The 21,452-nt window shown below is 70.8% G+C and carries 27 protein-coding genes; 19 read left to right on the top strand and 8 right to left on the bottom strand.

Translation table 11 applies throughout. The annotated features are described in order from the left end of the window. Window positions 1-317 precede the first annotated feature (317 nt). The 3 genes from GUY60_RS02575 to GUY60_RS02565 are packed head-to-tail and all read left to right on the top strand — an operon-like array spanning window position 318 to window position 1,536. Complete coding sequence (locus GUY60_RS02575) at window positions 318-1,142, top strand: helix-turn-helix domain-containing protein (RefSeq protein WP_161693280.1); 825 nt, start codon at window positions 318-320, stop codon at window positions 1,140-1,142. Beyond that, window positions 1,139-1,336 carry a DUF397 domain-containing protein gene (locus GUY60_RS02570; protein ID WP_161693278.1) on the top strand — a complete coding sequence of 66 codons (198 nt, stop codon included), beginning with the start codon at window positions 1,139-1,141 and terminating at the stop codon, window positions 1,334-1,336. The genes GUY60_RS02575 and GUY60_RS02570 overlap by 4 nt, the downstream gene beginning before the upstream one ends. Continuing rightward, on the top strand, window positions 1,333-1,536 hold the full coding sequence (locus GUY60_RS02565; protein WP_161693276.1) for a DUF397 domain-containing protein: 204 nt from the start codon (window positions 1,333-1,335) through the stop codon (window positions 1,534-1,536). Before GUY60_RS02570 ends, GUY60_RS02565 begins: the two co-directional genes overlap by 4 nt. Window positions 1,537-1,565: 29 nt before the next feature. On the opposite strand, the gene GUY60_RS02560 is transcribed toward GUY60_RS02565, so the two are convergent. The 5 genes from GUY60_RS02560 to GUY60_RS02540 all read right to left on the bottom strand — a co-directional run bounded on the left by GUY60_RS02560 (window position 1,566) and on the right by GUY60_RS02540 (window position 7,025). Continuing rightward, window positions 1,566-2,996: a sensor histidine kinase gene (locus GUY60_RS02560; protein WP_376771144.1), complete on the bottom strand. Its 1,431-nt coding sequence runs from the start codon at window positions 2,994-2,996 to the stop codon at window positions 1,566-1,568. Continuing rightward, entirely contained in the window at window positions 2,993-3,727 is a 735-nt protein-coding gene (locus tag GUY60_RS02555) for a response regulator transcription factor (protein ID WP_161693274.1), read from the bottom strand. Before GUY60_RS02555 ends, GUY60_RS02560 begins: the two co-directional genes overlap by 4 nt. Window positions 3,728-4,017: 290 nt before the next feature. Then, window positions 4,018-5,043 carry a S1C family serine protease gene (locus tag GUY60_RS02550; protein ID WP_161693272.1) on the bottom strand — a complete coding sequence of 342 codons (1,026 nt, stop codon included), beginning with the start codon at window positions 5,041-5,043 and terminating at the stop codon, window positions 4,018-4,020. Between the two features lie 114 nt (window positions 5,044-5,157). Next, window positions 5,158-6,180, bottom strand: a complete 1,023-nt coding sequence (locus tag GUY60_RS02545) for a LacI family DNA-binding transcriptional regulator (protein ID WP_161693270.1) — start codon at window positions 6,178-6,180, stop codon at window positions 5,158-5,160. A gap of 23 nt (window positions 6,181-6,203) precedes the next feature. Further along, window positions 6,204-7,025 carry a winged helix-turn-helix transcriptional regulator gene (locus GUY60_RS02540; RefSeq protein WP_161693269.1) on the bottom strand — a complete coding sequence of 274 codons (822 nt, stop codon included), beginning with the start codon at window positions 7,023-7,025 and terminating at the stop codon, window positions 6,204-6,206. Window positions 7,026-7,306: 281 nt separating this feature from the next. On the opposite strand from GUY60_RS02540, the gene GUY60_RS02535 reads away from it, so the two are divergent. The 8 genes from GUY60_RS02535 (at window position 7,307) to GUY60_RS02505 (ending at window position 12,637) form a co-directional block, all read left to right on the top strand. Continuing rightward, a complete protein-coding gene (locus GUY60_RS02535; protein WP_161693267.1) occupies window positions 7,307-8,176 on the top strand; it encodes an alpha/beta hydrolase in 870 nt (289 codons plus the stop codon). 104 nt (window positions 8,177-8,280) lie between these two features. Continuing rightward, complete coding sequence (locus tag GUY60_RS02530) at window positions 8,281-8,535, top strand: MoaD/ThiS family protein (RefSeq protein WP_161693265.1); 255 nt, start codon at window positions 8,281-8,283, stop codon at window positions 8,533-8,535. 10 nt (window positions 8,536-8,545) lie between these two features. Then, complete coding sequence (locus GUY60_RS02525; protein WP_312866155.1) at window positions 8,546-9,661, top strand: hypothetical protein; 1,116 nt, start codon at window positions 8,546-8,548, stop codon at window positions 9,659-9,661. Between the two features lie 141 nt (window positions 9,662-9,802). Then, window positions 9,803-10,537: an LmeA family phospholipid-binding protein gene (locus GUY60_RS02520; RefSeq protein WP_161693261.1), complete on the top strand. Its 735-nt coding sequence runs from the start codon at window positions 9,803-9,805 to the stop codon at window positions 10,535-10,537. Window positions 10,538-10,809: 272 nt separating this feature from the next. Beyond that, window positions 10,810-10,890, top strand: coding sequence for a putative leader peptide (locus GUY60_RS39870; protein WP_351515640.1), 81 nt, complete (start codon window positions 10,810-10,812; stop codon window positions 10,888-10,890). A 151-nt stretch (window positions 10,891-11,041) separates the two neighbouring features. Further along, window positions 11,042-11,878, top strand: a complete 837-nt coding sequence (locus tag GUY60_RS02515; protein WP_161693259.1) for a sulfurtransferase — start codon at window positions 11,042-11,044, stop codon at window positions 11,876-11,878. 19 nt (window positions 11,879-11,897) lie between these two features. Continuing rightward, a complete protein-coding gene (locus tag GUY60_RS02510; protein ID WP_127832476.1) occupies window positions 11,898-12,185 on the top strand; it encodes a DUF1416 domain-containing protein in 288 nt (95 codons plus the stop codon). Between the two features lie 194 nt (window positions 12,186-12,379). Beyond that, window positions 12,380-12,637: a DUF3099 domain-containing protein gene (locus tag GUY60_RS02505; protein ID WP_161693257.1), complete on the top strand. Its 258-nt coding sequence runs from the start codon at window positions 12,380-12,382 to the stop codon at window positions 12,635-12,637. Window positions 12,638-12,657: 20 nt separating this feature from the next. Here the strand turns inward: GUY60_RS02505 and GUY60_RS02500 are convergent, their stop codons facing one another. Continuing rightward, complete coding sequence (locus GUY60_RS02500) at window positions 12,658-13,020, bottom strand: DsrE family protein (protein ID WP_161693255.1); 363 nt, start codon at window positions 13,018-13,020, stop codon at window positions 12,658-12,660. A gap of 293 nt (window positions 13,021-13,313) precedes the next feature. Between GUY60_RS02500 and GUY60_RS02490 the strand changes: the two genes are divergently transcribed. From GUY60_RS02490 to ygfZ, 3 genes are all read left to right on the top strand, one after another. After that, on the top strand, window positions 13,314-13,886 hold the full coding sequence (locus GUY60_RS02490) for a heme-binding beta-barrel domain-containing protein (protein ID WP_161693254.1): 573 nt from the start codon (window positions 13,314-13,316) through the stop codon (window positions 13,884-13,886). A 190-nt stretch (window positions 13,887-14,076) separates the two neighbouring features. Further along, the gene (locus GUY60_RS02485) at window positions 14,077-14,550 is read left to right on the top strand and encodes a Fur family transcriptional regulator (protein WP_161693252.1); all 474 of its coding nucleotides are present in this window, start codon (window positions 14,077-14,079) and stop codon (window positions 14,548-14,550) included. Between the two features lie 34 nt (window positions 14,551-14,584). Continuing rightward, window positions 14,585-15,550, top strand: a complete 966-nt coding sequence (ygfZ, locus tag GUY60_RS02480) for a CAF17-like 4Fe-4S cluster assembly/insertion protein YgfZ (RefSeq protein WP_161693250.1) — start codon at window positions 14,585-14,587, stop codon at window positions 15,548-15,550. Window positions 15,551-15,574: 24 nt separating this feature from the next. Here ygfZ and dtd read toward each other — a convergent pair whose 3' ends face one another. Beyond that, on the bottom strand, window positions 15,575-16,000 hold the full coding sequence (dtd, locus tag GUY60_RS02475) for a D-aminoacyl-tRNA deacylase (RefSeq protein WP_161693248.1): 426 nt from the start codon (window positions 15,998-16,000) through the stop codon (window positions 15,575-15,577). Between the two features lie 319 nt (window positions 16,001-16,319). Between dtd and GUY60_RS02470 the strand changes: the two genes are divergently transcribed. The 3 genes from GUY60_RS02470 (at window position 16,320) to GUY60_RS02460 (ending at window position 19,420) form a co-directional block, all read left to right on the top strand. After that, entirely contained in the window at window positions 16,320-16,934 is a 615-nt protein-coding gene (locus tag GUY60_RS02470) for an RsiG family protein (RefSeq protein ID WP_161693246.1), read from the top strand. 54 nt (window positions 16,935-16,988) lie between these two features. Further along, complete coding sequence (locus GUY60_RS02465; protein WP_161693244.1) at window positions 16,989-17,969, top strand: asparaginase; 981 nt, start codon at window positions 16,989-16,991, stop codon at window positions 17,967-17,969. A gap of 203 nt (window positions 17,970-18,172) precedes the next feature. Further along, window positions 18,173-19,420 (top strand): GNAT family N-acetyltransferase, encoded by a 1,248-nt coding sequence (locus tag GUY60_RS02460; protein WP_161693242.1) that lies wholly within the window; start codon window positions 18,173-18,175, stop codon window positions 19,418-19,420. Window positions 19,421-19,445: 25 nt separating this feature from the next. Here the strand turns inward: GUY60_RS02460 and GUY60_RS02455 are convergent, their stop codons facing one another. Continuing rightward, window positions 19,446-19,637: a hypothetical protein gene (locus tag GUY60_RS02455; RefSeq protein WP_161693240.1), complete on the bottom strand. Its 192-nt coding sequence runs from the start codon at window positions 19,635-19,637 to the stop codon at window positions 19,446-19,448. A gap of 184 nt (window positions 19,638-19,821) precedes the next feature. On the opposite strand from GUY60_RS02455, the gene GUY60_RS02450 reads away from it, so the two are divergent. Both GUY60_RS02450 and GUY60_RS02445 read left to right on the top strand, forming a co-directional pair. Then, window positions 19,822-20,700, top strand: a complete 879-nt coding sequence (locus GUY60_RS02450; RefSeq protein WP_161693238.1) for a GntR family transcriptional regulator — start codon at window positions 19,822-19,824, stop codon at window positions 20,698-20,700. Then, window positions 20,701-21,447 carry an HAD family hydrolase gene (locus tag GUY60_RS02445; RefSeq protein WP_161693236.1) on the top strand — a complete coding sequence of 249 codons (747 nt, stop codon included), beginning with the start codon at window positions 20,701-20,703 and terminating at the stop codon, window positions 21,445-21,447. Window positions 21,448-21,452: the final 5 nt, after the last annotated feature.

The raw sequence follows: 21,452 nt of genomic DNA, 5'->3' as shown, positions 1-21,452 counted from the left end.
GCGGCCCCATGTCGAACCCGAGCACCGCGAGCCGAAGCTCCATCCGCCGGCGCGCACGGCGCTCGACGGGGGCGCCCCCGGCGCGGTGCCGCCCCCGCGCGGGCAGGAACAGGCTCAGTACGAGTAACAGGCAGAGCAAAAGGGCGCGTTGAACCACGGCGAGACTCCAGGCAGGGGGATGTGCGGCGAGCGGTGATCACCGTTCGTGTCTCGATGATTACGCCTCCGGCATACGCTGCAACAGGGGTTCGCTGTTGCCTGCGCAAGGGGCAACAACAGGCAACAGCAGGCAACGCAGGCAACGGAGAGGGTGAGTAATGGCTGAAATTCCGGGTGTGGAGGGGGAGTCCGGGCGCGACACGCTGGCGCGGACCCTCAGGTATCTGCGCGAGAAGTCCGGGATAACGCTCGGCAAGCTGGCCGAGGACACGACCTACGACAAGAGCTATCTGTCGCGCCTGGAGTCCGGGCAACGCTTCTCGAAACTGGCCGTGATGGAGGAACTCGACCGCTATTACGGGGCCGGTGACCTGCTGGTTTCGCGCTGGAGGGCGGCTAGGCGGGAGGTTTTCAAGGACGAGTTCAAGGGGTTCATGGACCTGGAAGAAACGGCCCGGGTCATGTGGAAGTACACGCCCAGTGTTCCGGGGCTGTTGCAGACCGAAGGCTTCGCCCAGGAGGTGTTGTCTGGGCCCCAGGCAACACGCGAACCGGAAGGGTGGGTCGAGGAGCAAGTGGCGGCCCGGCTCGGCCGACAGCAGTTGCTGAACCAGGAGCCCCGGCCCTACGTCCGCGTCATCATCGACGAGTACGCCTTAAGGCGCCCGGTGGCGTGCGCGGAGGTCTGGGGGGATCAGCTCCGGCACATTGAGGCCGCAGCTCAGTGGCCGAACATCGTGATCCAAGTGCTCCCCTTCCGGGCGGGGTTCCACCACCACATGCGCGAATCACTCACGTTGCTGTGGCAGGAGGACGGAAGCGGTGTTGTCTACGTGGAAGGCAACAGCAATGGCGTGCTGATCGAGGACAACGACAGTGTTCTGAACTATCGCCTGTCCTACGATCGGCTCAGAGACCTGGCGCTGTCCCCGTCGGACTCGCTCGCGTTCATTCGGGACGTCATAGAGGAGCACCGAGCATGAAGAACACCCTCGACCTCAGCAACGCCGTGTGGCGCAAGTCGTCGTACAGCGCGGGCGGGGACGACAACTGCATCGAGGTCGCCGACGGTTACCCCGGTGTCGTCCCGGTCCGCGACAGCAAGGTCCCCGGGGGCCCGGCGCTGTTGATCCCGGCGGGCGCGTGGGCGGCGTTCGTCGAGGAGCACCGCTCATGACCGGCACCCTCGACCTCAGCAACGCCGTGTGGCGCAAGTCCTCGTACAGCGACGGCGGAGCCAACAACTGCATCGAGGTCGCCGACGGTTACCCCGGCGTGGTCCCGGTCCGCGACAGCAAGTGCCCTGAGGGTCCAGCGCTGTTGATCCCGGCGGGCGCGTGGACGGCCTTCGTCGGTGACGTACGGGTCGACGGCTAGGGAGCCCTCCAACCGGGCCCGGCCAGGGCTTACGCCGCCGCCGTCGGATCTCCCGGCGGCGGCGTCGGTGCGCCCGGCAGCCGGATCACCGCCACCGTCCCCGGACCTCCGTCCACCGCCTGCCGCAGCGACACCTCACCCCCGCAGTGCTGCACCGTCCGCGCCACGATCGAGAGGCCGAGCCCCGAACCCGGCAGGCTCCGCGCCGAAGGCGATCTCCAGAACCGGTCGAAGACATGCGGGAGTTCGTCCTCCGGGATGCCCGGCCCCCGGTCCCGCACCGTCAGCTCGCCCCGGTCGAGGACGACATTCACCGTGCCGCCCGGCGGGCTGAACTTCACCGCGTTGTCGAGGACGTTCACGATGGCCCGTTCGAGCGCGGGCGGCTCCGCCCGGACGTACCACGGTGCGAGTTCCGCCGTGATCGTCAGCTCGGGGCCCCGCAGCCGGGCCCGGTCGATGGCGGTGCGCACCGCCGTGTGCAACGCGACCACCTGCACCTTCGCGGGCCCGGTGTCCGGTCTGGACAGCTCCTGCAAGTCCCCGATCAGCGCGGCCAGTTCGGTCATCTGGGCCTTGACCGAGGCGAGCAGCGCCTTGCGGTCGTCGGGCGGGATGGCCCGGCCGGTCTCGTCGCTGCGGGCGAGCAACTCGATGTTCGTACGCAACGACGTCAGCGGTGTGCGCAGTTCGTGGCCCGCGTCCGCGATGAGCTGCGCCTGCCGCTCCTGCGAACTGGCCAGGGCCGCCGTCATCGCGTTGAACGACCTCGACAGGCGGGCGATCTCGTCGTCCCCCTCGGCGGGGATGCGCACGGTCAGGTCCTCGGTGACGGCCACATGCTCGACGGCCCCGGTGAGCTCGTCGACGGGGCGCAGTCCGGTGCGGGCCACCCACAGTCCCGCCGCGCCGGCCCCGACGACTCCGACCCCGGCGACCAGGGCGAGCAGCAGGGTCAGGTTGCCGAGCGTGGCGTGCACCTCGGCGAGCGGACGGCCTACGGTCACGGCGCCCGTGTAGTGCTCCAACGGGTAGGTGATGACGCGGTAGTCGGTGCCGTCGGCGGTCTTCGCGTCGTGCGCGCTCTCGCTGCTGCGGCCGTCCGCGACCGCCGTGTCGTCCTCGGTCACCTTGAGCGGTTCGCCGCCGATCACACACCGCTTGCCCTGCGGGTCGACCACCTGGATGCTCAGCTTCAGCACGCGTGAACCGGGGTCGGGGTAGACGACGGTCGGCCCGGACGCCTTGCACTCGCCGCGCTGCGCCATCTCGGCCACCAGGTCACCGTCGACCCGGTTCTGCCGGAGCGTGTCGTCCAGGGAGTTGTACAACGTGTCCCGTACGAGGAACCAGCACGCGCCCGCGCTCGCCGCCACCGCCACCGCGACCGCCATGGCAACGAGCAGCGCGAGCCGGGACCGGAGTGGGAGCGAGCGGAAGCGCCGCACGGCTGCGTTCACTCCGCGCCGCCCGCCCGCAGGACGTACCCCACGCCCCGCACGGTGTGCACGAGACGCGGCTCGCCACCCGCCTCGGTCTTGCGGCGGAGGTACATCACGTACACATCAAGGGAGTTGGAGCTCGGCTCGAAGGCGAAGCCCCAGACGGCCTTCAGGATCTGCTCGCGGGTGAGGACCTGGCGCGGGTGGGCCAGGAACAACTCCAGGAGCGTGAACTCGGTCCGGGTCAGCTCGACCCGCCGCCCGCCGCGCGCCACTTCCCGCGTCGCCAGGTTCATCCGCAGGTCGCCGAACTCCAGGACATCCGTGTCCGCACCGCCCTGCTCGCCGAGCAGGGCCGCCGCGTACGAACTACGGCGCAGGAGCGCCCGGATGCGGGCGAACAACTCGTCCAGCTCGAAGGGCTTGACCAGGTAGTCGTCGGCCCCAGCGTCCAGGCCGGTGACCCGGTCGCCGACCGTGTCGCGGGCCGTGAGCATCAGGATCGGTGTGGTGGAGCCGGTCGCGCGCAGTCTGCGGGCCGCGGTCAGGCCGTCCATACGGGGCATCTGGATGTCGAGCACGATCAGGTCGGGGTCGCCGGACGCGGCCTTCTCGACGGCTTCGAGTCCGTCCGCGGCCACGTCCGTGGCATACCCCTCGAACGCGAGGCTGCGCTGCAGCGCCTCGCGCACGGCGGGCTCGTCGTCGACGATCAGGATGCGCTGGGTGTCGCCTTCGGTGGGGCTCATCGGTGTCGGGTCCTCAAGGGTCTGCACGTGGTCTTCCGGTGTCGTGCCGTCAGCGTCGCACGGAGTCGCGACGCTTGCCTCGGCCTGTGGAAAACCCCGTGCGGCGGCCTGTGGAAAACCCTTCGCGCCGCGTCTTCCGCCCGTCCCCACCTGCGGCGACGGGTGTTTCGGGGGCGCGACTCTCCCCCCAGCCGATCACCCCGGCCACGGCGTGCCGGACCCGGTTCACCGGAACGGCGACCGGACGCGTCGTACGGGACATGGCGTACCTCCTCCGCTGCGCGGCCGGGTCAGTCCGTGGAGCCGGCGCGCAGCTTCGCGAGGTCGGCCTTGACCGTGTCGACCGGGATGGCGAACCCGAGCCCGACACTGCCCGAGCTGGACCCGCTGCCCGAACTCGGCGCGTACATCGCGGAGTTGATGCCGATGATCCGGCCGTTCATGTCGATGAGCGCGCCACCGGAGTTGCCCGGATTGAGCGAGGCGTCGGTCTGCAGCGCCTTGTACGTGGTCTTCGACGAGCCGGTGTCGCCGTTGAACTGCCGCCCCTCGAACTCGAACGGCCACTGCCCGCCGCCGTCCTGCCCCTGCCCGCCCTGCTCCTGGTCCTGCCCGCCGTCCCTGGACACGGTCACGTCGCGGTCCTTGGCGGAGACGATGCCGCTGGTGACGGTGCCGGTGAGGCCCTCGGGGGAGCCGATGGCGACGACCTGGTCGCCGACGTTCACCTGCTCCGAGTCGCCGAGCGTGGCCGCCTTGAGCCCGGACGCGCCGCGCAGCTTGATCAACGCCAGGTCCTTGGCGGAGTCGGTGCCGACGACCTCGGCGGTGTAGCTCTTGCCGTCGTTGGTGCGCACCTTGACCGTGGAGGCGCCGGAGACGACGTGGTTGTTGGTGACGATCTCGCCGTCGGACGCGATGATCACGCCGGAGCCGGTGGACTGCCCGGAGGCGGTGTCGGCCTGGATCTCCACGATGCTGTCGCTCACCGCGTTCGCGACCCCGCTGACGCTGCCCTTGCTGCCCGCGGCGGCGTTGGTGCCGTTCACCCCGGTCGACGCGGAAGCGGTCTTGCCCCACAGCTCCTGCGCCGCGAACGCCGTGCCCCCGCCGACCGCCGCGGCCCCGAGCGCCACGGCGGCGAGCAGCGCGACCGGCCCCTTCGCCCGCCGCGGCGCCGCGTGCTGGGCGGGGGCGTACGGAGGCGGCGGCGGATAGGTGCCGTAGGGGTCCGAGTAGGGGCCCGCGTAGGACGGGTACTGCTCGGAGTGCTGCTGCTCGGGGTGGTCGCCGCTGCGGCGAAAACTTTCGGTCATGTCTCAGAGCTTCGACAGCCCGTATGAGAACCGTCTGAGTACGCCCTGAGAAGCCCGACAGAAGTGCGTATGCCCGAAATAAAGCGGGGGAGCAGCGGGGGGGGGAGCGGTCGCTCAGGCGCAGCCGCAGGACTGCCGGACGACGAGCCGGGACGGGAAGAGGCGCAGCCGCTCCCGGCGCGATCCGGCGACCCGCAGCGAATCGTCGAGCAGCAGGTCCACCGCGGCCCGCGCCATGGCGGGCCGGTCCGAGGCGACCGTGGTGAGCGGCGGATCGGTGAGCGCCGCCTCCTTCACGTCGTCGAACCCGGCGACGGCCAGCTCGCCCGGCACATCGATACGCAGCTCACGGGCGGCCCGCAGCACGCCGATGGCCTGGTCGTCGGTGGCGCACACGATGGCGGTGGGGCGGTCGGGCGCGGAGAGGATGCCGAGCGCGACGTTGTACGCGTCATAGCGGTTGTACGGCGCCTGGAAGAGGCGGCCCTCGGTGGCGAGACCGGCCTCGCCCATGGCCCGCCGCCAGCCCTCGACGTGGTCGGCCACCGGGTCACCGATGGTGGGCGTCGTCTCGGTGATGCCGAGGCAGGCGACGTACGCGTGGCCGTGTTCCAGGAGGTGGCGGGTGGTGAGCTGGGCGCCACCGACATCGTCGGTGACGACCGCTACGTCCTCGATGGCCTCCGGGCGCCGGTGCAGCAGCACCACGCGCGCGTCCCAGGCGTCGATCTCGGCGGCGGCGTGCTCACTCGGCCCCTGGCTGACCAGGATCAGCCCGGAGACCCGCATCCCGAGGAAGGCCCGCAGATAGTGCACCTCGCGCTCGTCGAGGTAGTCGGAATTGCCGACGAGGACCATCTTTCCGCGCTCGGCGGCGGCCTGTTCGACAGCGTGCGCCATCTCCGCGAAGAACGGTTGGCGCGCGTCCGGCACGATCATGCCTATGAGGTCGGTCCGCCGCGACGCCATGGCCTGGGCGACCCGGTCGGGCCGGTACCCCAGTTCCTTGATCGCGGCGAGAACGCGCTCGCGCGTGGCCGGGGCGACCGGCCGGGGTCCGTTGTTGATGACGTAACTGACGACCGCGGTCGAAGTACCCGCAAGTCGTGCAACGTCGTCCCGCGTCACCTTGGCCACGCACGAAGTCTACGCGTGGAGAGCTAACTCTTTGCAGGTCGCGTACCGGCTTCCACCGGCACTTCCACGCCCTTCCGGGTGACAGATGCCGCAGAAGCCGCATCCCTCCCCCCGGATCCCTCCGGCTTGGGCCGCGCCTCCGTCGCCTTCTCCCGGTCGGCCGCCCGGTCGACCTTCTCCGGCGTCACGAAGCGGTAGCCCACATTGCGCACGGTGCCGATCAGCGACTCGTGCTCAGGGCCCAGCTTGGCGCGCAGGCGTCGCACATGGACGTCCACGGTCCGCGTACCGCCGAAGTAGTCGTAGCCCCAGACCTCCTGGAGCAACTGCGCGCGCGTGAAGACCCGGCCGGGGTGCTGCGCCAGGTACTTCAGGAGCTCGAACTCCTTGAAGGTCAGGTCGAGCACCCGGCCCTTGAGCTTCGCGCTGTACGTCGCCTCGTCCACGGAGAGGTCGCCGTTGCGGATCTCCATGGGGGAGTCGTCGCCGGTGATCTCCTTGCGGCCCATCGCGAGCCGCAGCCGGGCCTCGACCTCGGCCGGTCCCGCGGTGTCCAGGAGTACGTCGTCGACGCCCCAGTCGGCGGTGACGGCCGCGAGGCCGCCCTCGGTGACGACCAGGATCAGCGGGCTGCCGGGTCCGGTGGACCGGAGCAACTGGCAGAGGCTGCGGACCTGCGGCAGGTCACGGCGGCCGTCGATCATGATGACGTCGGCACCAGGGGTGTCGACGAGTGCGGGGCCCTCGGCGGGGGCCACGCGCACGTTGTGCAGCAGCAGACCGAGAGCGGGGAGCACCTCCGTCGACGGCTGAAGGGCGTTGGTCAGGAGCAGCAGAGAGCTCATCGCGACCCACCTGCCCGGGTCGGGTGACTGTCGTGCACGTATTGCTCGCCCATTACGTCGGTTCCTCCTCGGTCCCTGCGCTGGGGGCATCTCCCACGCCATTCGAGGCGATGGGGGAGTTGTGACACTGCTTCGAACACGCACAACCGGTGGAGCTGGTGCGGCACCCGCGCCCTGGGTCCCGCCGCGCTCCTCGTCCGGTCCTCGCGAACCGGTCGTGAAAGCACGAAAGGACCCGGGGGCTGCGCTGCCCAGGTCCTTCGCCTAGGAGAATAGCCCACATGAGCACCCGACCGGCAGGGCGTGTGACGCGAACTACTCCGCGCCGACCGCGCACGACGGACACGGAGAGCGGCCCCGGCGGCACGCTCCGTACCACCCTGAGGACCGTCGACGGGGTCTCCGTGGACGCGTTCTACGAGCCTGGTCCGCGTGGTGCCGAGGGCCCCGCGGTGGTGATCGCGCACGGCTTCACCGGGGACCTGGAACGGCCGCACGTACGCCGCGCGGCGGAGGTTTTCGCCCGGCACGCGAGCGTGGTCACGTTCACCTTCAGGGGGCACGGGCGCTCCGGCGGACGGTCCACGGTGGGTGACCGCGAGGTGCTCGACCTGACGGCGGCGGTGACCTGGGCACGGGAGCTCGGGCACGCGCGCGTGGTGACGGTCGGTTTCTCCATGGGCGGCTCCGTGGTGCTGCGGCAGGCGGCGCTGTACCGGGCGCCGGAGGAGGGCCGTACGGATCGGGAGGGCGAGGGGCGCACGGACGCGCACGCCGACGCGGTCGTCGCGGTGAGCGCCCCGGCGCGCTGGTACTACCGCGGCACGGCACCGATGCGCCGCCTGCACTGGCTGGTCACCCGCCCCGCCGGCCGGGTCGTGGGGCGCCATGTGCTGCATACCCGTATCCATCACCGCGACTGGGACCCGGTGCCGCTCTCGCCGGTCGAGTCGGTCCCGCTGATCGCTCCGACCCCGCTCCTGATCGTGCACGGCGACCGGGACCCGTACTTTCCGGTCGACCACCCTCGGATGCTGGCCGACGCCGCGGCCGGCGGTGCCGAGCTCTGGCTGGAGCCGGGGATGGGGCACGCGGAGCACGCGGCCGACGACGCGCTGCTCGACCGCATCGCCCGCTGGTCGGTGTCCTGAACGGCCGGGGTTCCGCACCGTCCCGCCGGGTTATCCACAGGCGTCCCGAGCCGCCGCGCCGAGCACGGATACTGGGGCGGTAGACAACGAAAGGAGCGCCCGCCATGGCCAACGGCACGATCCGCTACTGGGCGGCCGCCAAGTCCGCCGCCGGAATCGCCCACGAGCCCTACGCCGCGGGGACGCTCGCCGAGGCGCTGGACGCCGTACGCGAGCGACACCCCGGCGAACTCGTCCGGGTCCTGCAGCGATGCTCGTTCCTGGTCGACGGTGACCCCGTGGGCACCCGCGCCCATGAGACGGTGGCGCTTGCCGAGGGCGGCACGGTCGAGGTGCTCCCGCCGTTCGCAGGAGGGTGAGCCGCACGCGATGAGTCAGCAGCCGTATGAGCCGTACGAGCAGTCGTACGACCCGTATCAACAGCCGCAGCAGCAGGCCGCGCAGTGGCCGCAGGGCGGGGGGTACGAGGAGCCGGGCCGGACCCAGACCTTCCAGGGCCAGTCCTGGGAGACCGGGTACGGACAGCCGCAGCAGGCCGCCGCGGACACCGCGTACCTGCCGCCGCAGACGCCCCAGTCACCTCAGTCACCGGAAGCCCACCAGGCCCACCAGGCCCACCAGGCCCACCAGGCCCAGCAGTTCGAGCAGGGGCAGCAAGGTCAGCAGGCCGGGTCGGGCGGCACGTCCGCACCGGCGGCCGCTGCGGCCCCGAACGACGGGGAGGCGCGGCTCACGTACGCCCAGCGGGCCCGGCTCGAAGGGCGTTCACCGATCATCGCCCCCGGCCTCAAGCCCGCCGGGCTCACCGCCCTGCTCGCCCTGCTGCTCGCGGGCGGCGCGGCCCTCGGGGCGTACGGACTCCTGGTGCCGCTGCTCCTGCTGCAGGCGCTGACGGCGGCGGGCTGGTTCCGGCTGAACGGCATGTGGCCCGCGCGCCAGGGCATCGCGCTCGCCTTCCTCGGCGGTGTGGCCGCCGACGCGGTGGTGCTGACCGTCGGCCGGGAGCACGCGCCCGCCGCGATCCTCGGCACCGGCGGCGTCTGGGTGCTGCTCACCCTCGTCCTCCAACTCCGCAGCCACGCGGGCGCGGACGAGCGGATGTACGGCCTGATGGCGACGGTCTCGTCGGCCGCGCTCACGATCCTCGCGGCGGGCGCTCTCGCCGCCGACCCGGAGGCGGTCACGGTCGGCGCGGTCGCCGTCGGTGTCGCCGTGATCGCCCGCGTGCTGCCGCTGTCCGGCCCGGTCTCCGTCGTGGTGGCGCTGCTCGCCGCCGCGGGCGCGGGCATCGCGGTGGGCGGCCTGACGGCCATCGGCGCCGCGGGCGCGCTGCTCGGCGCCGGCGCGGGCGTGGGTGCCCTGGTCGGCCTGCGGGTGGCGAGCTACGACTACCCGTCGCGCTTCGTGCACATGACGGCCGGGGTGGCGCTGCCGCTCACCGCGGCGGTGCCCGCGCTGTACCTGCTCGGACGTGTCGTCGGCTGACCCTTACGCCCCGATCGTCACAGCCCTTCGACAGGTCCCCCGTCGCGCCTCCCACCTGGAACCGCGGCGGGGGACCGGTCGTTTAGGCTCGCGGAACGTCCGTACCAGTGGGGGTAATTCAGTGGGGGGAAGCACCGAACCATGCGTGCACTGCGAATAGTCCTGATCATCGCCGTGGTCCTTGGGGGCCTCTTCGTGGCGGCCGACCGGGTCGCCGTCGGCTTCGCCGAGGACAAGGTCGCCGAACAGCTGCGCAGCAGCGAGGGCCTTGAGAAGGACCCGGAGGTGTCGATCAAGGGCTTCCCGTTCCTGACCCAGGTCCTTGGCGGCGAGCTCGACGACGTGGAGATCGGCATCGACGACCTGGAGGCGTCGAACGGCGGTGGCAAGGTCCGCATCGCCGAGCTGAACGCGCGGATGCTCGGGGTGGCCTTCTCCTCCGACTACAGCTCCGCGACCGCCGCCGAGGCCACCGGCTCCGCGCGGATCGGGTACGACGAACTGCTCAAGGCCGCCAAGGTCGAACCGGTCGAGGTCGCTCCCGGTGTCACCGCGAAGGTGGTCGGCCTCTCCGACGGGGGCAACGGCAAGATCAAGGTGGCCGTCGAGGCGACCGTGCTCGGCCAGACCCTGCCGGAGCCGGTCGAGGTGGTGAGCTCGGCGAAGGTCGAGGGCGGTAAGACCGTGCAGGTCAGCGCCGACAAGCTGCCGAAGCTCGGCGCGGTCCCGGTGGCCGAGCAGCGGTTGCGGCAGATCACCGACTTCCAGCAGGTGATCGACGGGCTGCCCGCGGGTATCGAGCTCGACAAGGTCGAGGCGCGCGGCGACGGCGTCGAGATCACCGTGACGGGCTCGCAGGTGAAGCTCGCCGGATAGCCCGCACCCGGACCCACATCCTGACCCGCGCCCCGAGCCGTACCCCGAGCCGCACCCAGCGCCACGCTCGGTGAGACTCCGGGTGCCGACGGTGATAAGTCCGCAGTGCGAGACGATCCCGTCCGGAACGTAGATGTGATGGGCGATACAGCCGCCCCGGAACCCGCTCGCGCGGGGGCCGGGGCGGTTCGCATATCAGGATACGGACGATCGTGTCTCAAAATACGACACGCCGGTGACACGGCCGCCGCTCCCTCCCTACGATCGGTCACATGAAGCGACAGGCGGACCTCACGAAGCGGCGGGCAGTAGACCTGTGCCGCGTCGCCGCCATGCTCTGTCGCTCCTTCTGAGCGGGACGTTCAACTCCCGTATTCCCCGGGCCCTTTGACGCCTTCCGGGCGTCCGCCGGGCCACCCCGTGTCGCGTACGCCGCGCTGTCGCCGCGTACCCACGAGCCCCCTCACGCACCACCCCGCCGCAACTGCCCCGGAGGAGAACAGCATGAGCCGCAGCGACGTCCTGGTAGACGCCGACTGGGTCGAGGCCAACCTCGACAACCCGAAGGTCGTCATCGTCGAGGTCGACGAAGACGCGTCGGCGTACGACAAGAACCACATCAAGAACGCCATCAAGGTCGACTGGCAGCAGGACCTGCAGGACCCGGTCCGCCGTGACTTCATCGACCAGGCCGGCTTCGAGAAGCTGCTCTCCGAGCGCGGCATCGCCAACGACGACACCGTCGTCCTCTACGGCGGCAACAACAACTGGTTCGCCTCGTACGCCTACTGGTACTTCAAGCTCTACGGCCACGACGGCGTCAAGCTTCTCGACGGCGGCCGCAAGAAGTGGGAGCTGGACTCCCGCGACCTGGTCGCCGAGGTGCCGAGCCGCCCCGCCACCGAGTACAAGGCCAAGCCGCAGAACACCGCGATCCGCGCCTTCCGCGACGACGTGGTCAAGGCGATCAACACCGAGAACCTCGTCGACGTGCGCTCGCCCGACGAGTTCAGCGGCAAGCTGCTCGCCCCGGCCCACCTCCCGCAGGAGCAGTCGCAGCGCCCCGGCCACGTGCCGAGCGCCCGCAACATCCCGTGGTCCAAGAACGCCAACGACGACGGCACGTTCAAGTCGGACGACGAGCTCAAGCAGCTCTACGTCGACGAGCAGGTGGACCTCGCCAAGGACACCATCGCGTACTGCCGCATCGGTGAGCGCTCGGCCCTGACCTGGTTCGTCCTGCACGAGCTGCTCGGTGTCGACAACGTCAAGAACTACGACGGCTCGTGGACCGAGTACGGCTCCCTCGTCGGCGTCCCGATCGAGCTCGGCTCCAACTGATCCCGGAGGACAGTGACTTATGTGTGGTGCAAAGGCAGGCGGCCCCGACGCCTCGACGATCAAGCCCGGTGAGACGACCATCCAGGGCCAGGTGACCCGCGACGGCGAGCCCGTCACCGGTTACGTACGGCTCCTCGACTCGACCGGCGAGTTCACCGCGGAGGTCCCGACCTCCGCGACCGGCCAGTTCCGCTTCTACGCGGCCGAGGGCACCTGGACCCTGCGCGCCCTCGTGCCCGGTGGCACGGCGGACCGCACGGTCGTCGCCCAGACCGGAGGCCTCGCCGAGGTCGCCATCGCCGTCTGACGGCGCGCGCCGGACGGCGCTCACTACGGCCGGAGGGCCGCACCCCTGGGGGTTGGACGCTTACCAGGACTCGGGTGCGGTCCTCCGGCTTTCGTGCTGCCGGGACGGCTGCCTCTCGTGCTGCCGGGAGGACTGCCCGGGACGGCTGTACGCGGCCGCTGTCCGGGGCCGACGCGGAGTTCTACCCTGGACGTATGTACGCGCGAAGGCGGCACGTCTACTTCGCCATGATGGGCACCTGCATCGCCCTCTTCGTCCTGGCGTGGGCCGTCGTACGCCTCTGGTCGATCCCCGTCGCCGTCGGCATGTGCGTGGTCGCCATGGTCATCCCGCCGCTCGCCGCGATCGTCGCCAACCGCCGCGGCCCGGACGACCGTTGGTGGGACGACCCCTCCGGCGACCCCAAGTCCGACGAGTGGTGGGACGAGCTGGACGGCAAGCGGCGCCACTGACCACTCAGCCCGTACGCGGCTCAGTACACGAGCGCCTGCGCGTCGTCCGCCATCGCTTCCTGTACGAAGACCTGCGCGCCCGCGATGCGTACGCCCTCCAGGACGTCCTTCTCCGTGATGTCGCGCCGGGCCGCGCACTGCGTGCACAGGGTGATCAGGCCGGCCGCCTGGATCGACTCGATCAGGTCCGGCAGCGGCGCCGCGTGCGGAAGTTCGAACTCCGCCGCCCGGCCCGGCAGCGCGAACCAGGCCGACTCGCCGGTCAGCCAGAGCGAGACCTCCACCCCGCTGGCCGCGGCCACCGCCGCCACGGTGAAGGCCTGGGAGCAGCGCTCGGGGGCGTCGGCCCCGGCGGTCACCTTGATCACGAGCTTCTTCGCCATGCCGGGAACTGTAGCCCCGTACCTGGTCAGCGCAGCCCCGTACCCGCCCCCCGCCCGGCCGGGCGGGGGGCGGGCGACCTCACAGAGAAGGACGAGGGCGGGCGGACTAAGCTGGGGCGCGGCCCCGTCCTGCTAACCGCTCATCAAGGAGCACCCCCGTGCTTGAGGCATTCTTCTCAGCCCTGCTGGTCCTGGTCTGCGTCGGCGTTCTCGCGTTCGCCGGACTGACCGTGAAGAAGCTGTACCAGGGTCAGCGCTGACCTCCGCCCCGACACAGATCGCCTGAGTAGCTCATGATCGAGATCCCGTCCGACCTTCACCCGGACCTCGTGCCCCTCACCTTCCTCCTCGGCAACTGGGCCGGTGCGGGTGTGCACGACTTCCCCGGCAGCGAGAAGTGCAACTTCGGCCAGGAGGTCAGCTTCACCCACGACGGGCGGGACTTCCTCGAGTACCGCTCCCACACCTGGGTGCTGGACGACGAGGGCAACAAGGTCAAGCCCCTTGAGTCCGAGTCCGGCTTCTGGCGCATCGGCAAGGACCGCAAGGTCGAGGTCGTGATGGTCCGCGACGACGGTGTCGTCGAGGTCTGGTACGGCGAGCTGGCCGACAAGAAGCCGCAGATCGACCTGGCCACGGACGCCGTCGCCCGCACCGCGGCCTCCGGCCCGTACAGCGGTGGCAAGCGGCTCTACGGCTATGTGAAGAGTGACCTGATGTGGGTCGGCGAGAAGCAGACCCCCGAGGTGTCGCTGCGGCCGTACATGTCGGCGCAGCTGAAGAAGGTCGTCTCGCCCGAGGACGTGGCCGAGATGGCCCGGAACCTCGGCGATCTGCCGGACGACGGCATCGCCTTCTTCAAGTAGGCACAGCTCAAGTAGACGCAGCCTTCAAGTAGGCGCAGTTTTCGAGTGGGCACAGCCTTCCAGTAGGCGTGGTTTTCGAGCAGCCCCGGGGCCGGTACCTGTACGCAGGTGACCGGCCCCGCTGGTGTCTGCCCGCGTCCGAGTGCGTACGGCACGGGGACCCCAGGTCGGGCACGCCTACACTTGACGCGTGGTGACCACCGACTGGAAGAGCGACCTCAGGCAGCGCGGCTACCGGCTGACGCCGCAGCGACAGCTTGTCCTCGAAGCCGTCGACACCCTGGAGCACGCGACTCCGGACGAAATCCTCGTCGAGGTGCGCAGGACCGCCTCCGGGGTCAACATCTCCACGGTGTACCGCACCCTGGAGCTCCTGGAGGAGCTCGGCCTCGTCAGCCACACCCACCTGGGGCACGGGGCGCCCACGTACCACCTCGCTGCCCGGCACCATCACCTTCACCTCGTCTGCCGGGACTGCGCGGACGTCGTCGAGGCCGATGTCGAGATCGCCGCCGAGTTCACCGCGAAGCTCCGGGACACCTTCGACTTCGACACCGACATGAAGCACTTCGCGATCTTCGGCCGGTGCGGCACCTGCACGCGGACCGCCGAGTCGGCCGCTGAGACGGTCGCAGAGCCGGCCGCTGATTCGGCCGGGGAATAAGCCCGGCACTTACCGAGTCGTAGTCTGAGTGGATATGAAGAGTCCCCTGCTGTCCCTGCCCGGTGCCGTCCCCGCCGAAGGCGCCGACGAAGGTGTCGCCGCGCACTACGGCGAGCTGTACCGCGAGCAGCGTGCCCTCGCCGATGGCACCGGTCTCGTGGACCTCTCGCACCGCGGCGTCATCACGGTCACCGGCGACGACCGCCTCAGCTGGCTGCACCTGCTGCTCACCCAGCACGTCAGCGACCTGCCCGTGGGTCAGGCCACCGAGGCGCTGATCCTCTCCGCCAACGGTCACATCGAGCACGCCCTCTACCTCGTCGACGACGGCAGCACCGTCTGGGCGCACGTCGAGCCGGGCACCACGGAAGCGCTGCTCGCGTACCTCGAGTCGATGAAGTTCTTCTACCGCGTCGAAGTCGCCGACCGCACCGAGGAGTTCGCGGTCGTGCACCTTCCGGCCGGCTCCATCGCCCCGGCCCCGGACGGCGTCGCCGTACGCGAGACCGCGCACGGCCGGGACCTGTTCCTGCCCCGCGCCGACCTGGAGGCGTACGCCGCGGAGCACGGACCGGCGCTCGGCATCCTCGCCCATGAGGCGCTGCGCGTGGAGGCGCACCGGCCGCGGCTCGGCTTCGAGACCGACCACCGCACCATCCCGCACGAGCTGGGCTGGATCGGCACCGCGGTCCACCTGCAGAAGGGCTGCTACCGCGGCCAGGAGACCGTCGCCCGCGTGCACAACCTGGGCAAGCCCCCGCGCCGCCTGGTCTTTCTGCACCTGGACGGCAGCGAGGTCCATCTGCCCGGCCACGGCACCGAGATCCGGCTCGCCTCCGACGGACCCGAGGGACGCAAGATCGGCTTCGTGACGACCTCCGCACGCCACCACGAACTGGGCCCGATCGCCCTCGCCCTGGTCAAGCGGAACATCCCGGTCGACGCCGCACTCCTCGTCGGTACGACGGCGGCCGCGCAGGAAGTCGTCGTCGAACCCTGAGCTCCGCCGTCTCCACTTATGGCCTCACATCTCCAGCAGCACCGTGAACGGGCCGTCGTTCGTCAGGGACACCCGCATCTGCGCCCCGAACCGGCCCGTCTCCACCGTCGCGCCGAGCGCCCGGAGTTGGGCGACCACCTCGTCCACCAGGGGCTCGGCGACCGGGCCGGGCGCCGCCGCGTTCCAGGTGGGGCGGCGGCCCTTGCGGGCGTCCCCGTACAAGGTGAACTGGCTGATCACAAGCAGCGGAGCCGCTATGTCGCTGCAGGACTTCTCGTCGCCGAGGATCCGCAACGACCAGAGCTTCCTTGCCAGTTGGGCCGCTTTCTCCTCGGTGTCGTCGTGCGTGACCCCGACGAGGACGCACAGGCCCTCGCCCTTGATCTCGCCGACCACTTCGTCGTCCACGACGACGCTCGCGCCGTCCACTCTCTGCACCACTGCTCGCATGCCGTCCATGATGCCGTGTCCGGGCCCCGGCCCCGCCGCCCTGTGGATAACCGTCCCGAACCGTCCCGCGCCCCCTGTGGACAACCTCCGGGGCCAGTTCCCCGACAGTCCGTGGCAGTCCGTGGCAGTCCGTTTCCCTCATCTGCCACGTAATGCCAACAGGCCGTCCGGCGCCCCCAACTGGGCACTGCCGTGGCGCTGCGTCCATTTGGGGGCCGAACGAGTGCACTCCGCCCCATCCCGGGTGCGAAGGGTGGCATTCTGCTGAGCAGCCGCGCGTCACTGGCGCGCCGCACCGGTCGAGGGGACGGTCATCAGCATGAACAGCACGTCGAGCACCGCGGGGCAGCCGCCGGGGCCCGTACCGACGGCGCGCAAGGCGCGTGCCGGTACGCGGCGCCCGCCCACACAGCGCACCGGGGACCGGCTGCCGGAGATTCCTGAGCACAACCTGGCGGTGCTCCGGCTGCCCGAGGTACGGACCCTGCGCCGCACCTCACAGCAGGACGAGGCCGACCTCAGCTATGTGCGCCGCCTGCTCCAGGGGCGGATCGACATCCTGCGGGCGGAGCTGGCCCGGCGCCGCGCCCCGGACGCTCCGGCGCCCGACCCGGACATGGTGGCTCGGCTCTCCGAGATCCTCACGGACACGCCCTCGCGGCACCGCTCGTCGGCCCGGCACGTCACGGTCGGTACGCCGCACGGCGAGGAGTACCGCAGCCTGGCCGCCGAGATGCTCGGCGAGGTGGAGCTGTCCGACCTGGACGCCCGCACCGACGACGAGCTGCACACCGCGATGGGCCGCCTGGTCCGGTACGAGCAGCAGGTGTCCCGGCGGCGCCAGCTGCTGCAGCGTACGGCCGACGATTGCAGTGCTGAGATCGCCCGCAGGTACCGTGAAGGGGAAGCACAAGTAGACGACCTGCTCTCCTGAGCCACCGGCCACCCCGGTGGTCCGGAGCGGGACCACCGGAAGGCCAGACCGACGATGACGCGACCCGCTACCGTTTCCGCCGCCCCGCAGCCCGCGATAACCCCGGTCCTCGCCGAGGTCGTGCGTTCCGGTTTCGTCGAGGGCCGGCACCGGGGGTCGCTGGTCGTCCTCGCCGCCGACGGCACTGTGGAGCAGGCCATCGGCGATGTCTCCGCTCCCGTCTTCCCGCGCTCCGCGAACAAGCCGATGCAGGCCGCGGCCGTGCTGCGGGCCGGTCTCGGACTCTCCGGCGAGCGCCTCGCCCTTGCCTCCGCGAGCCACTCCGGGGAGCCCTTCCACCTCGATCTCGTGCGCACGATGATCGGCGAGTTCGGCCTCGCCGAGTCGGCCCTGCAGTGCCCGCCCGACCTGCCGCTCGACCCCACCGAGGCGGAGACGTACCTGGCCGGGGGCGCGGTGCGGGAGCGGGTCACGATGAACTGTTCCGGCAAGCACGCCGCGATGCTCGCGGTCTGTGCCGAGCGCGGCTGGCCCCAGGACTCGTATCTGGAGCCGTCCCATCCGCTGCAGCAGCTGGTCCGTGAGGTGATCGAGGAGGCCGCGGGCGAGCCCGTCGCCGCCACCGGTACGGACGGCTGCGGCGCCCCGCTCATGGCGATCAGCCTCACCGGTCTCGCCCGCGCCTTCCGGCACTTCGTGCTCGCGGAGGAGGGCTCGGCGGAGCGCCGGGTCGCGGACGCGATGCGGGCCCACCCCGAGTACGTGGCGGGCACCCGCCGCCCGGACACCTGGCTGATGCGGGAGGTGCCCGGTGCCCTGTCGAAGATGGGGGCCGAGGCGGTGCAGGCGGTGGCGCTGCCGGACGGCCGCGCGCTGGCCTTCAAGGTCGACGACGGTTCGGGCCGCGCGCTCGGCCCGATCCTCGCCCGCGCGCTCGGCCTGCTCGGCCTGGACGCTCCGGTGATCGCCCGGATCGGCGCGGCACCGCTGCTCGGCGGCGCCCGCGAGGTCGGCGAGGTACGCGCGGCGTTCTGAGGCGCGTGGGGGTTCTGCGGGGCGCGCGGTGTTCTGATCCGCGCCTGGTGTTCTGAGGGACGCCCGGTGTTCTTGACGTGCGCGGGGCTGTTCAGGGGCGTCTCGGGGAGGCCGTCCGTGGCGTCGTGGCGCCGGGCTCGTAGGGGAGAAGTCGGGGAAATACCTGAGTACGTGCGGGGTGCGGGCCGCCCTACGGTGAGTTCATGGCCGTAGACGTACGCCTCCTCGCCGAGGCCGACTTCCCCGACTGGGTGCGGGCCCTCAACACCGGGTTCCTGCGCACCCCGACGTCTTCCGTGCGCGAGGTCGAGGACCGCAGATCGTCCGTCGCCCTCGACCGGGTCAGGGGCGCCTTCGAGGACGGCCGCTGTGTGGCCACGTACCGCTCGTTCCCGCAGCGGCTGACCGCGGTCGGTGGGGGCGAGGTGGCGTCCAGCGGCGTATCGAGCGTCACGGTGTCTCCGACGCATCGGCGCCGCGGCCTGCTCAGCCGCATGATCACCGAGGATCTCGGGGCGGCGAAGGAGCGCGGCGAGGTGGTGTCCACGCTGATCTCCGCCGAGTACCCGATCTATGGGCGGTACGGCTTCGGGCCCGCCACCCGGGTCGCCGAGTGGGAGATCGACGTGCAGCGCACCGGGCTCGACCCGCGCTGGGCGGAGCCGGGGGACGGCGGCCGGATCGACCTCGTGGACGGCGCCGACGTCCGCAAGCTGGGGCCCGAACTCTTCGAGCGGGTACGGAGATCGACACCGGGAGCCGTGGGGCGCGACACGCGGTGGTGGCAGGTCGCGACGGGTGAGCTGCGCCTGGACCGGATGGAGTGGAAGGAACCGTTCTACGCCGTGTACCGCTCGGCGTCGGGCGAGGTGGACGGCCTGCTCGCGTACACCTGCGACGAGAAGTGGGGCGACGGCAAGCAGCCGCTGAACTCCGCCGTCGTGCGCGACCTGATCGCCGCGAGCCCGGCCGCCGAGCTCGCGCTGTGGCGGTACGTCTGCTCGGTCGACTGGATCGTGCGGGTGCACACGGGAGTGCGGGCTCCGGACGCGTTGATTCCGGATGTCTTTCCGAATGCCCGCGCCGCCCGGATCGTGACGCTCGGGGACTGGCTGTGGGTGCGGGTCCTCGATGTCGTACGGGCCCTGGAGGCGCGGACGTACGCGGTGCCGGGCAGCCTCGTCGTCGAGGTGCACGACCGGCTCGGCCTGGCCGGCGGGCGGTACCGCCTGGAGGCCGGACCGGACGGCCGCGGGTCCTGTGTGCCGACCCGTGACGCTGCTGAACTCTCCCTGGGCATACGGGAGTTGGGTGCGCTGTGGCTGGGCGGCGAGTCCGTGGTGCGGTTGCTCGCGCTCGGCCTGGTGGTGGAGGAACGGAGGGGCGCCGCCGCCATTGCCGACGCCTTGCTGCGTACGTCCCGGCTGCCATGGTGCCCGGACACGTTCTGAGCGGCGGGCCGCGCCGCTCGGGTGTTCAGGCCAGTGCGGGTCCGGCGAGCAGGACCGCGAGGACGACCGCGCCGAGCGAACTGCACGTGGGGTCCTTCGCCTTGATCCCGATGCTGAGGAGCAGCATTCCGACGATCCCCAGGGGACCGTACCGCGACTCGATGAGCTGTTCGAAGCCGATCACGAAGAGGGCTCCCAGTACGGCAATGGCGGGCATGGTGGTTCCTCCTTCGGGTGGGGAGGAGTTACATGGCTGGCAACTTTCGCCAGGATGGTGAAGTTGGCAGCCAACTACACTGTGGTTGTCCCCACTTGGTCGGCTTGGCTAAACAACTTTCAAACAACTCCCGCTAGATGGCAGGCAGTTGTAGCGTTGGCATGTGACCCAGGAGAGCGTTGCGGTGAACGGCAGAAAGCCCTCGCACAAGGACATCGCCGACACGTTGCGTCAGCGGATCCGCAGCGGCGCCGTGCCGGCGGGCAGCCGGATGCCGACCCAGGCCAAGCTGGCGCAGGAGTTCGGGGTCGAGCGGGGTGCGGTGCGCCAGGCGCTGGCGATCCTCGCGAACGAGGGCCTGCTCATGAACGTCTCCAAGGGCAGCCCGCCCCAGGTCGCCGAGCCGTCACCGGCCGCCGACGAACCGCAGACCACGATGGTCGGCCTCGCCCCGCGCATGGTCGACGCCTTCCAGGTCCCGCACATCACCATCGACGCGATCTGCCTGACCAGCGAGACCCTGATGATGGGCCTCAGCGAGCCACTGCGCCTGATATACGAGGGCCGCCTCCGCCCCGAGTCGATCACCCTGCGCGTGCTGCTGCCCAGCAGCCGGATCAACCTGGCCTTCCCCGTACCCGCCGGCGATCCGGACGAGGCGGGCACCGGGGCTGACTCGTCGACGGTGGACGACCCGGTGCACAGCCGCTGGCTCGCCCAGCGCAACGCCCAGGGGCAGGTCCTGCGCCACAACCTCCGTGCCCTGCGCGCCAGTCACGGCATCGACATCAAGGTGGAGTTCCGCGCGCTGCCGTTCACCCCACCGATGAAGCTGTACCTGCTCAACGGCTCCGAGGCCCTCCTCGCGTACTACATGGTCACCAAGCGCGAGGAGGAGATCGGCAGCGAGAAGGTGCACATGTACGACGCCCTCGGCACGCAGTCGCTGCTGTTCTCCTTCGAGAACCTCACCGGCCACCGCGACGAGGCGTTCGTCAACGAGTCGCAGAAGTGGTTCGACGCGCTCTGGAACACCATCGCCCGGACCCTGACACTCTCTTAGATGACTTCCGAAACGGCGCAGAGCGAGCGGGTGGGTCAAGTGATCGAGAACATGCGGGACTTGGTCACACGCGCGGAGCACGTCCTCTTCGACTTCGACGGCCCGATCTGCCGTCTCTACGCGAACCACGACGCCCAGACCGTCGTGGACAACCTCGTCGGCTGGCTCACCGAGCAGCACGAGGACGGCTTGCTCACCCAGGCGGAGCGGGAGTCGGGCGACCCGCACGCCGTCCTGCGCGCGGTGCACCGCGCCCGCCCCGGCAGCCCGCTCGAGTCGGCTCTCGAGGCCCGGCTCACCGCGGAGGAACTGCACGCCGCGGCCAGGGCGTTCCCCACGCCGTACGTCGACCGGCTGATCCGCACCTGGCACGCCACCGGCGCGCGGCTCGCCGTCGCCACCAACAACGCCCCCGAGGCCGCCCGCCACTACCTCGAAGGGCGTGGCGTCGCCGGCTGTTTCGGCGCGCACGTCCACGGCCGCCGCACCGACCGCGTCCGCTCCCTGAAGCCGGACCCGGACTGCCTGCACCGGGCGCTCGACTCGCTCGGCGCCGACCCGGCCACCACGCTGATGATCGGCGACGCCCCCGCGGACTACCTGGCCGCACGCGCGGCAGGGGTGGCGTTCCTCGGGTACGGGCAGAACGAGCGGCGCGCGAAGCGGCTGCGTTCCGCGGGTGCGGAGCATGTCGTGGACTCGCTCGGCACGGTGCTGCGCACGGTGTGGGGCGGGGCGCTGCTGTGAGGGGG

The sequence above is a fragment of the Streptomyces boluensis genome (assembly GCF_009908195.1).
GTDB classification, from domain to species: domain Bacteria; phylum Actinomycetota; class Actinomycetes; order Streptomycetales; family Streptomycetaceae; genus Streptomyces; species Streptomyces boluensis.
This window is presented reverse-complemented; position numbering and strand designations above follow the sequence as displayed.

Bases quoted from the DNA above. Each gene is read 5' to 3' on its own strand.
- GUY60_RS02575 (WP_161693280.1), top strand. From the start codon at position 318: ATGGCTGAAATTCCGGGTGTGGAGGGGGAGTCCGGGCGCGACACGCTG.
- GUY60_RS02570 (WP_161693278.1), top strand. From the start codon at position 1,139: ATGAAGAACACCCTCGACCTCAGCAACGCCGTGTGGCGCAAGTCGTCG.
- GUY60_RS02565 (WP_161693276.1), top strand. From the start codon at position 1,333: ATGACCGGCACCCTCGACCTCAGCAACGCCGTGTGGCGCAAGTCCTCG.
- GUY60_RS02555 (WP_161693274.1), bottom strand. From the start codon at position 3,727: ATGAGCCCCACCGAAGGCGACACCCAGCGCATCCTGATCGTCGACGAC.
- GUY60_RS02550 (WP_161693272.1), bottom strand. From the start codon at position 5,043: ATGACCGAAAGTTTTCGCCGCAGCGGCGACCACCCCGAGCAGCAGCAC.
- GUY60_RS02540 (WP_161693269.1), bottom strand. From the start codon at position 7,025: ATGAGCTCTCTGCTGCTCCTGACCAACGCCCTTCAGCCGTCGACGGAG.
- GUY60_RS02535 (WP_161693267.1), top strand. From the start codon at position 7,307: ATGAGCACCCGACCGGCAGGGCGTGTGACGCGAACTACTCCGCGCCGA.
- GUY60_RS02530 (WP_161693265.1), top strand. From the start codon at position 8,281: ATGGCCAACGGCACGATCCGCTACTGGGCGGCCGCCAAGTCCGCCGCC.
- GUY60_RS02525 (WP_312866155.1), top strand. From the start codon at position 8,546: ATGAGTCAGCAGCCGTATGAGCCGTACGAGCAGTCGTACGACCCGTAT.
- GUY60_RS02520 (WP_161693261.1), top strand. From the start codon at position 9,803: ATGCGTGCACTGCGAATAGTCCTGATCATCGCCGTGGTCCTTGGGGGC.
- GUY60_RS39870 (WP_351515640.1), top strand. From the start codon at position 10,810: ATGAAGCGACAGGCGGACCTCACGAAGCGGCGGGCAGTAGACCTGTGC.
- GUY60_RS02515 (WP_161693259.1), top strand. From the start codon at position 11,042: ATGAGCCGCAGCGACGTCCTGGTAGACGCCGACTGGGTCGAGGCCAAC.
- GUY60_RS02510 (WP_127832476.1), top strand. From the start codon at position 11,898: ATGTGTGGTGCAAAGGCAGGCGGCCCCGACGCCTCGACGATCAAGCCC.
- GUY60_RS02505 (WP_161693257.1), top strand. From the start codon at position 12,380: ATGTACGCGCGAAGGCGGCACGTCTACTTCGCCATGATGGGCACCTGC.
- GUY60_RS02500 (WP_161693255.1), bottom strand. From the start codon at position 13,020: ATGGCGAAGAAGCTCGTGATCAAGGTGACCGCCGGGGCCGACGCCCCC.
- GUY60_RS02490 (WP_161693254.1), top strand. From the start codon at position 13,314: ATGATCGAGATCCCGTCCGACCTTCACCCGGACCTCGTGCCCCTCACC.
- ygfZ (WP_161693250.1), top strand. From the start codon at position 14,585: ATGAAGAGTCCCCTGCTGTCCCTGCCCGGTGCCGTCCCCGCCGAAGGC.
- dtd (WP_161693248.1), bottom strand. From the start codon at position 16,000: ATGCGAGCAGTGGTGCAGAGAGTGGACGGCGCGAGCGTCGTCGTGGAC.
- GUY60_RS02470 (WP_161693246.1), top strand. From the start codon at position 16,320: ATGAACAGCACGTCGAGCACCGCGGGGCAGCCGCCGGGGCCCGTACCG.
- GUY60_RS02465 (WP_161693244.1), top strand. From the start codon at position 16,989: ATGACGCGACCCGCTACCGTTTCCGCCGCCCCGCAGCCCGCGATAACC.
- GUY60_RS02460 (WP_161693242.1), top strand. From the start codon at position 18,173: ATGGCCGTAGACGTACGCCTCCTCGCCGAGGCCGACTTCCCCGACTGG.
- GUY60_RS02455 (WP_161693240.1), bottom strand. From the start codon at position 19,637: ATGCCCGCCATTGCCGTACTGGGAGCCCTCTTCGTGATCGGCTTCGAA.
- GUY60_RS02445 (WP_161693236.1), top strand. From the start codon at position 20,701: ATGACTTCCGAAACGGCGCAGAGCGAGCGGGTGGGTCAAGTGATCGAG.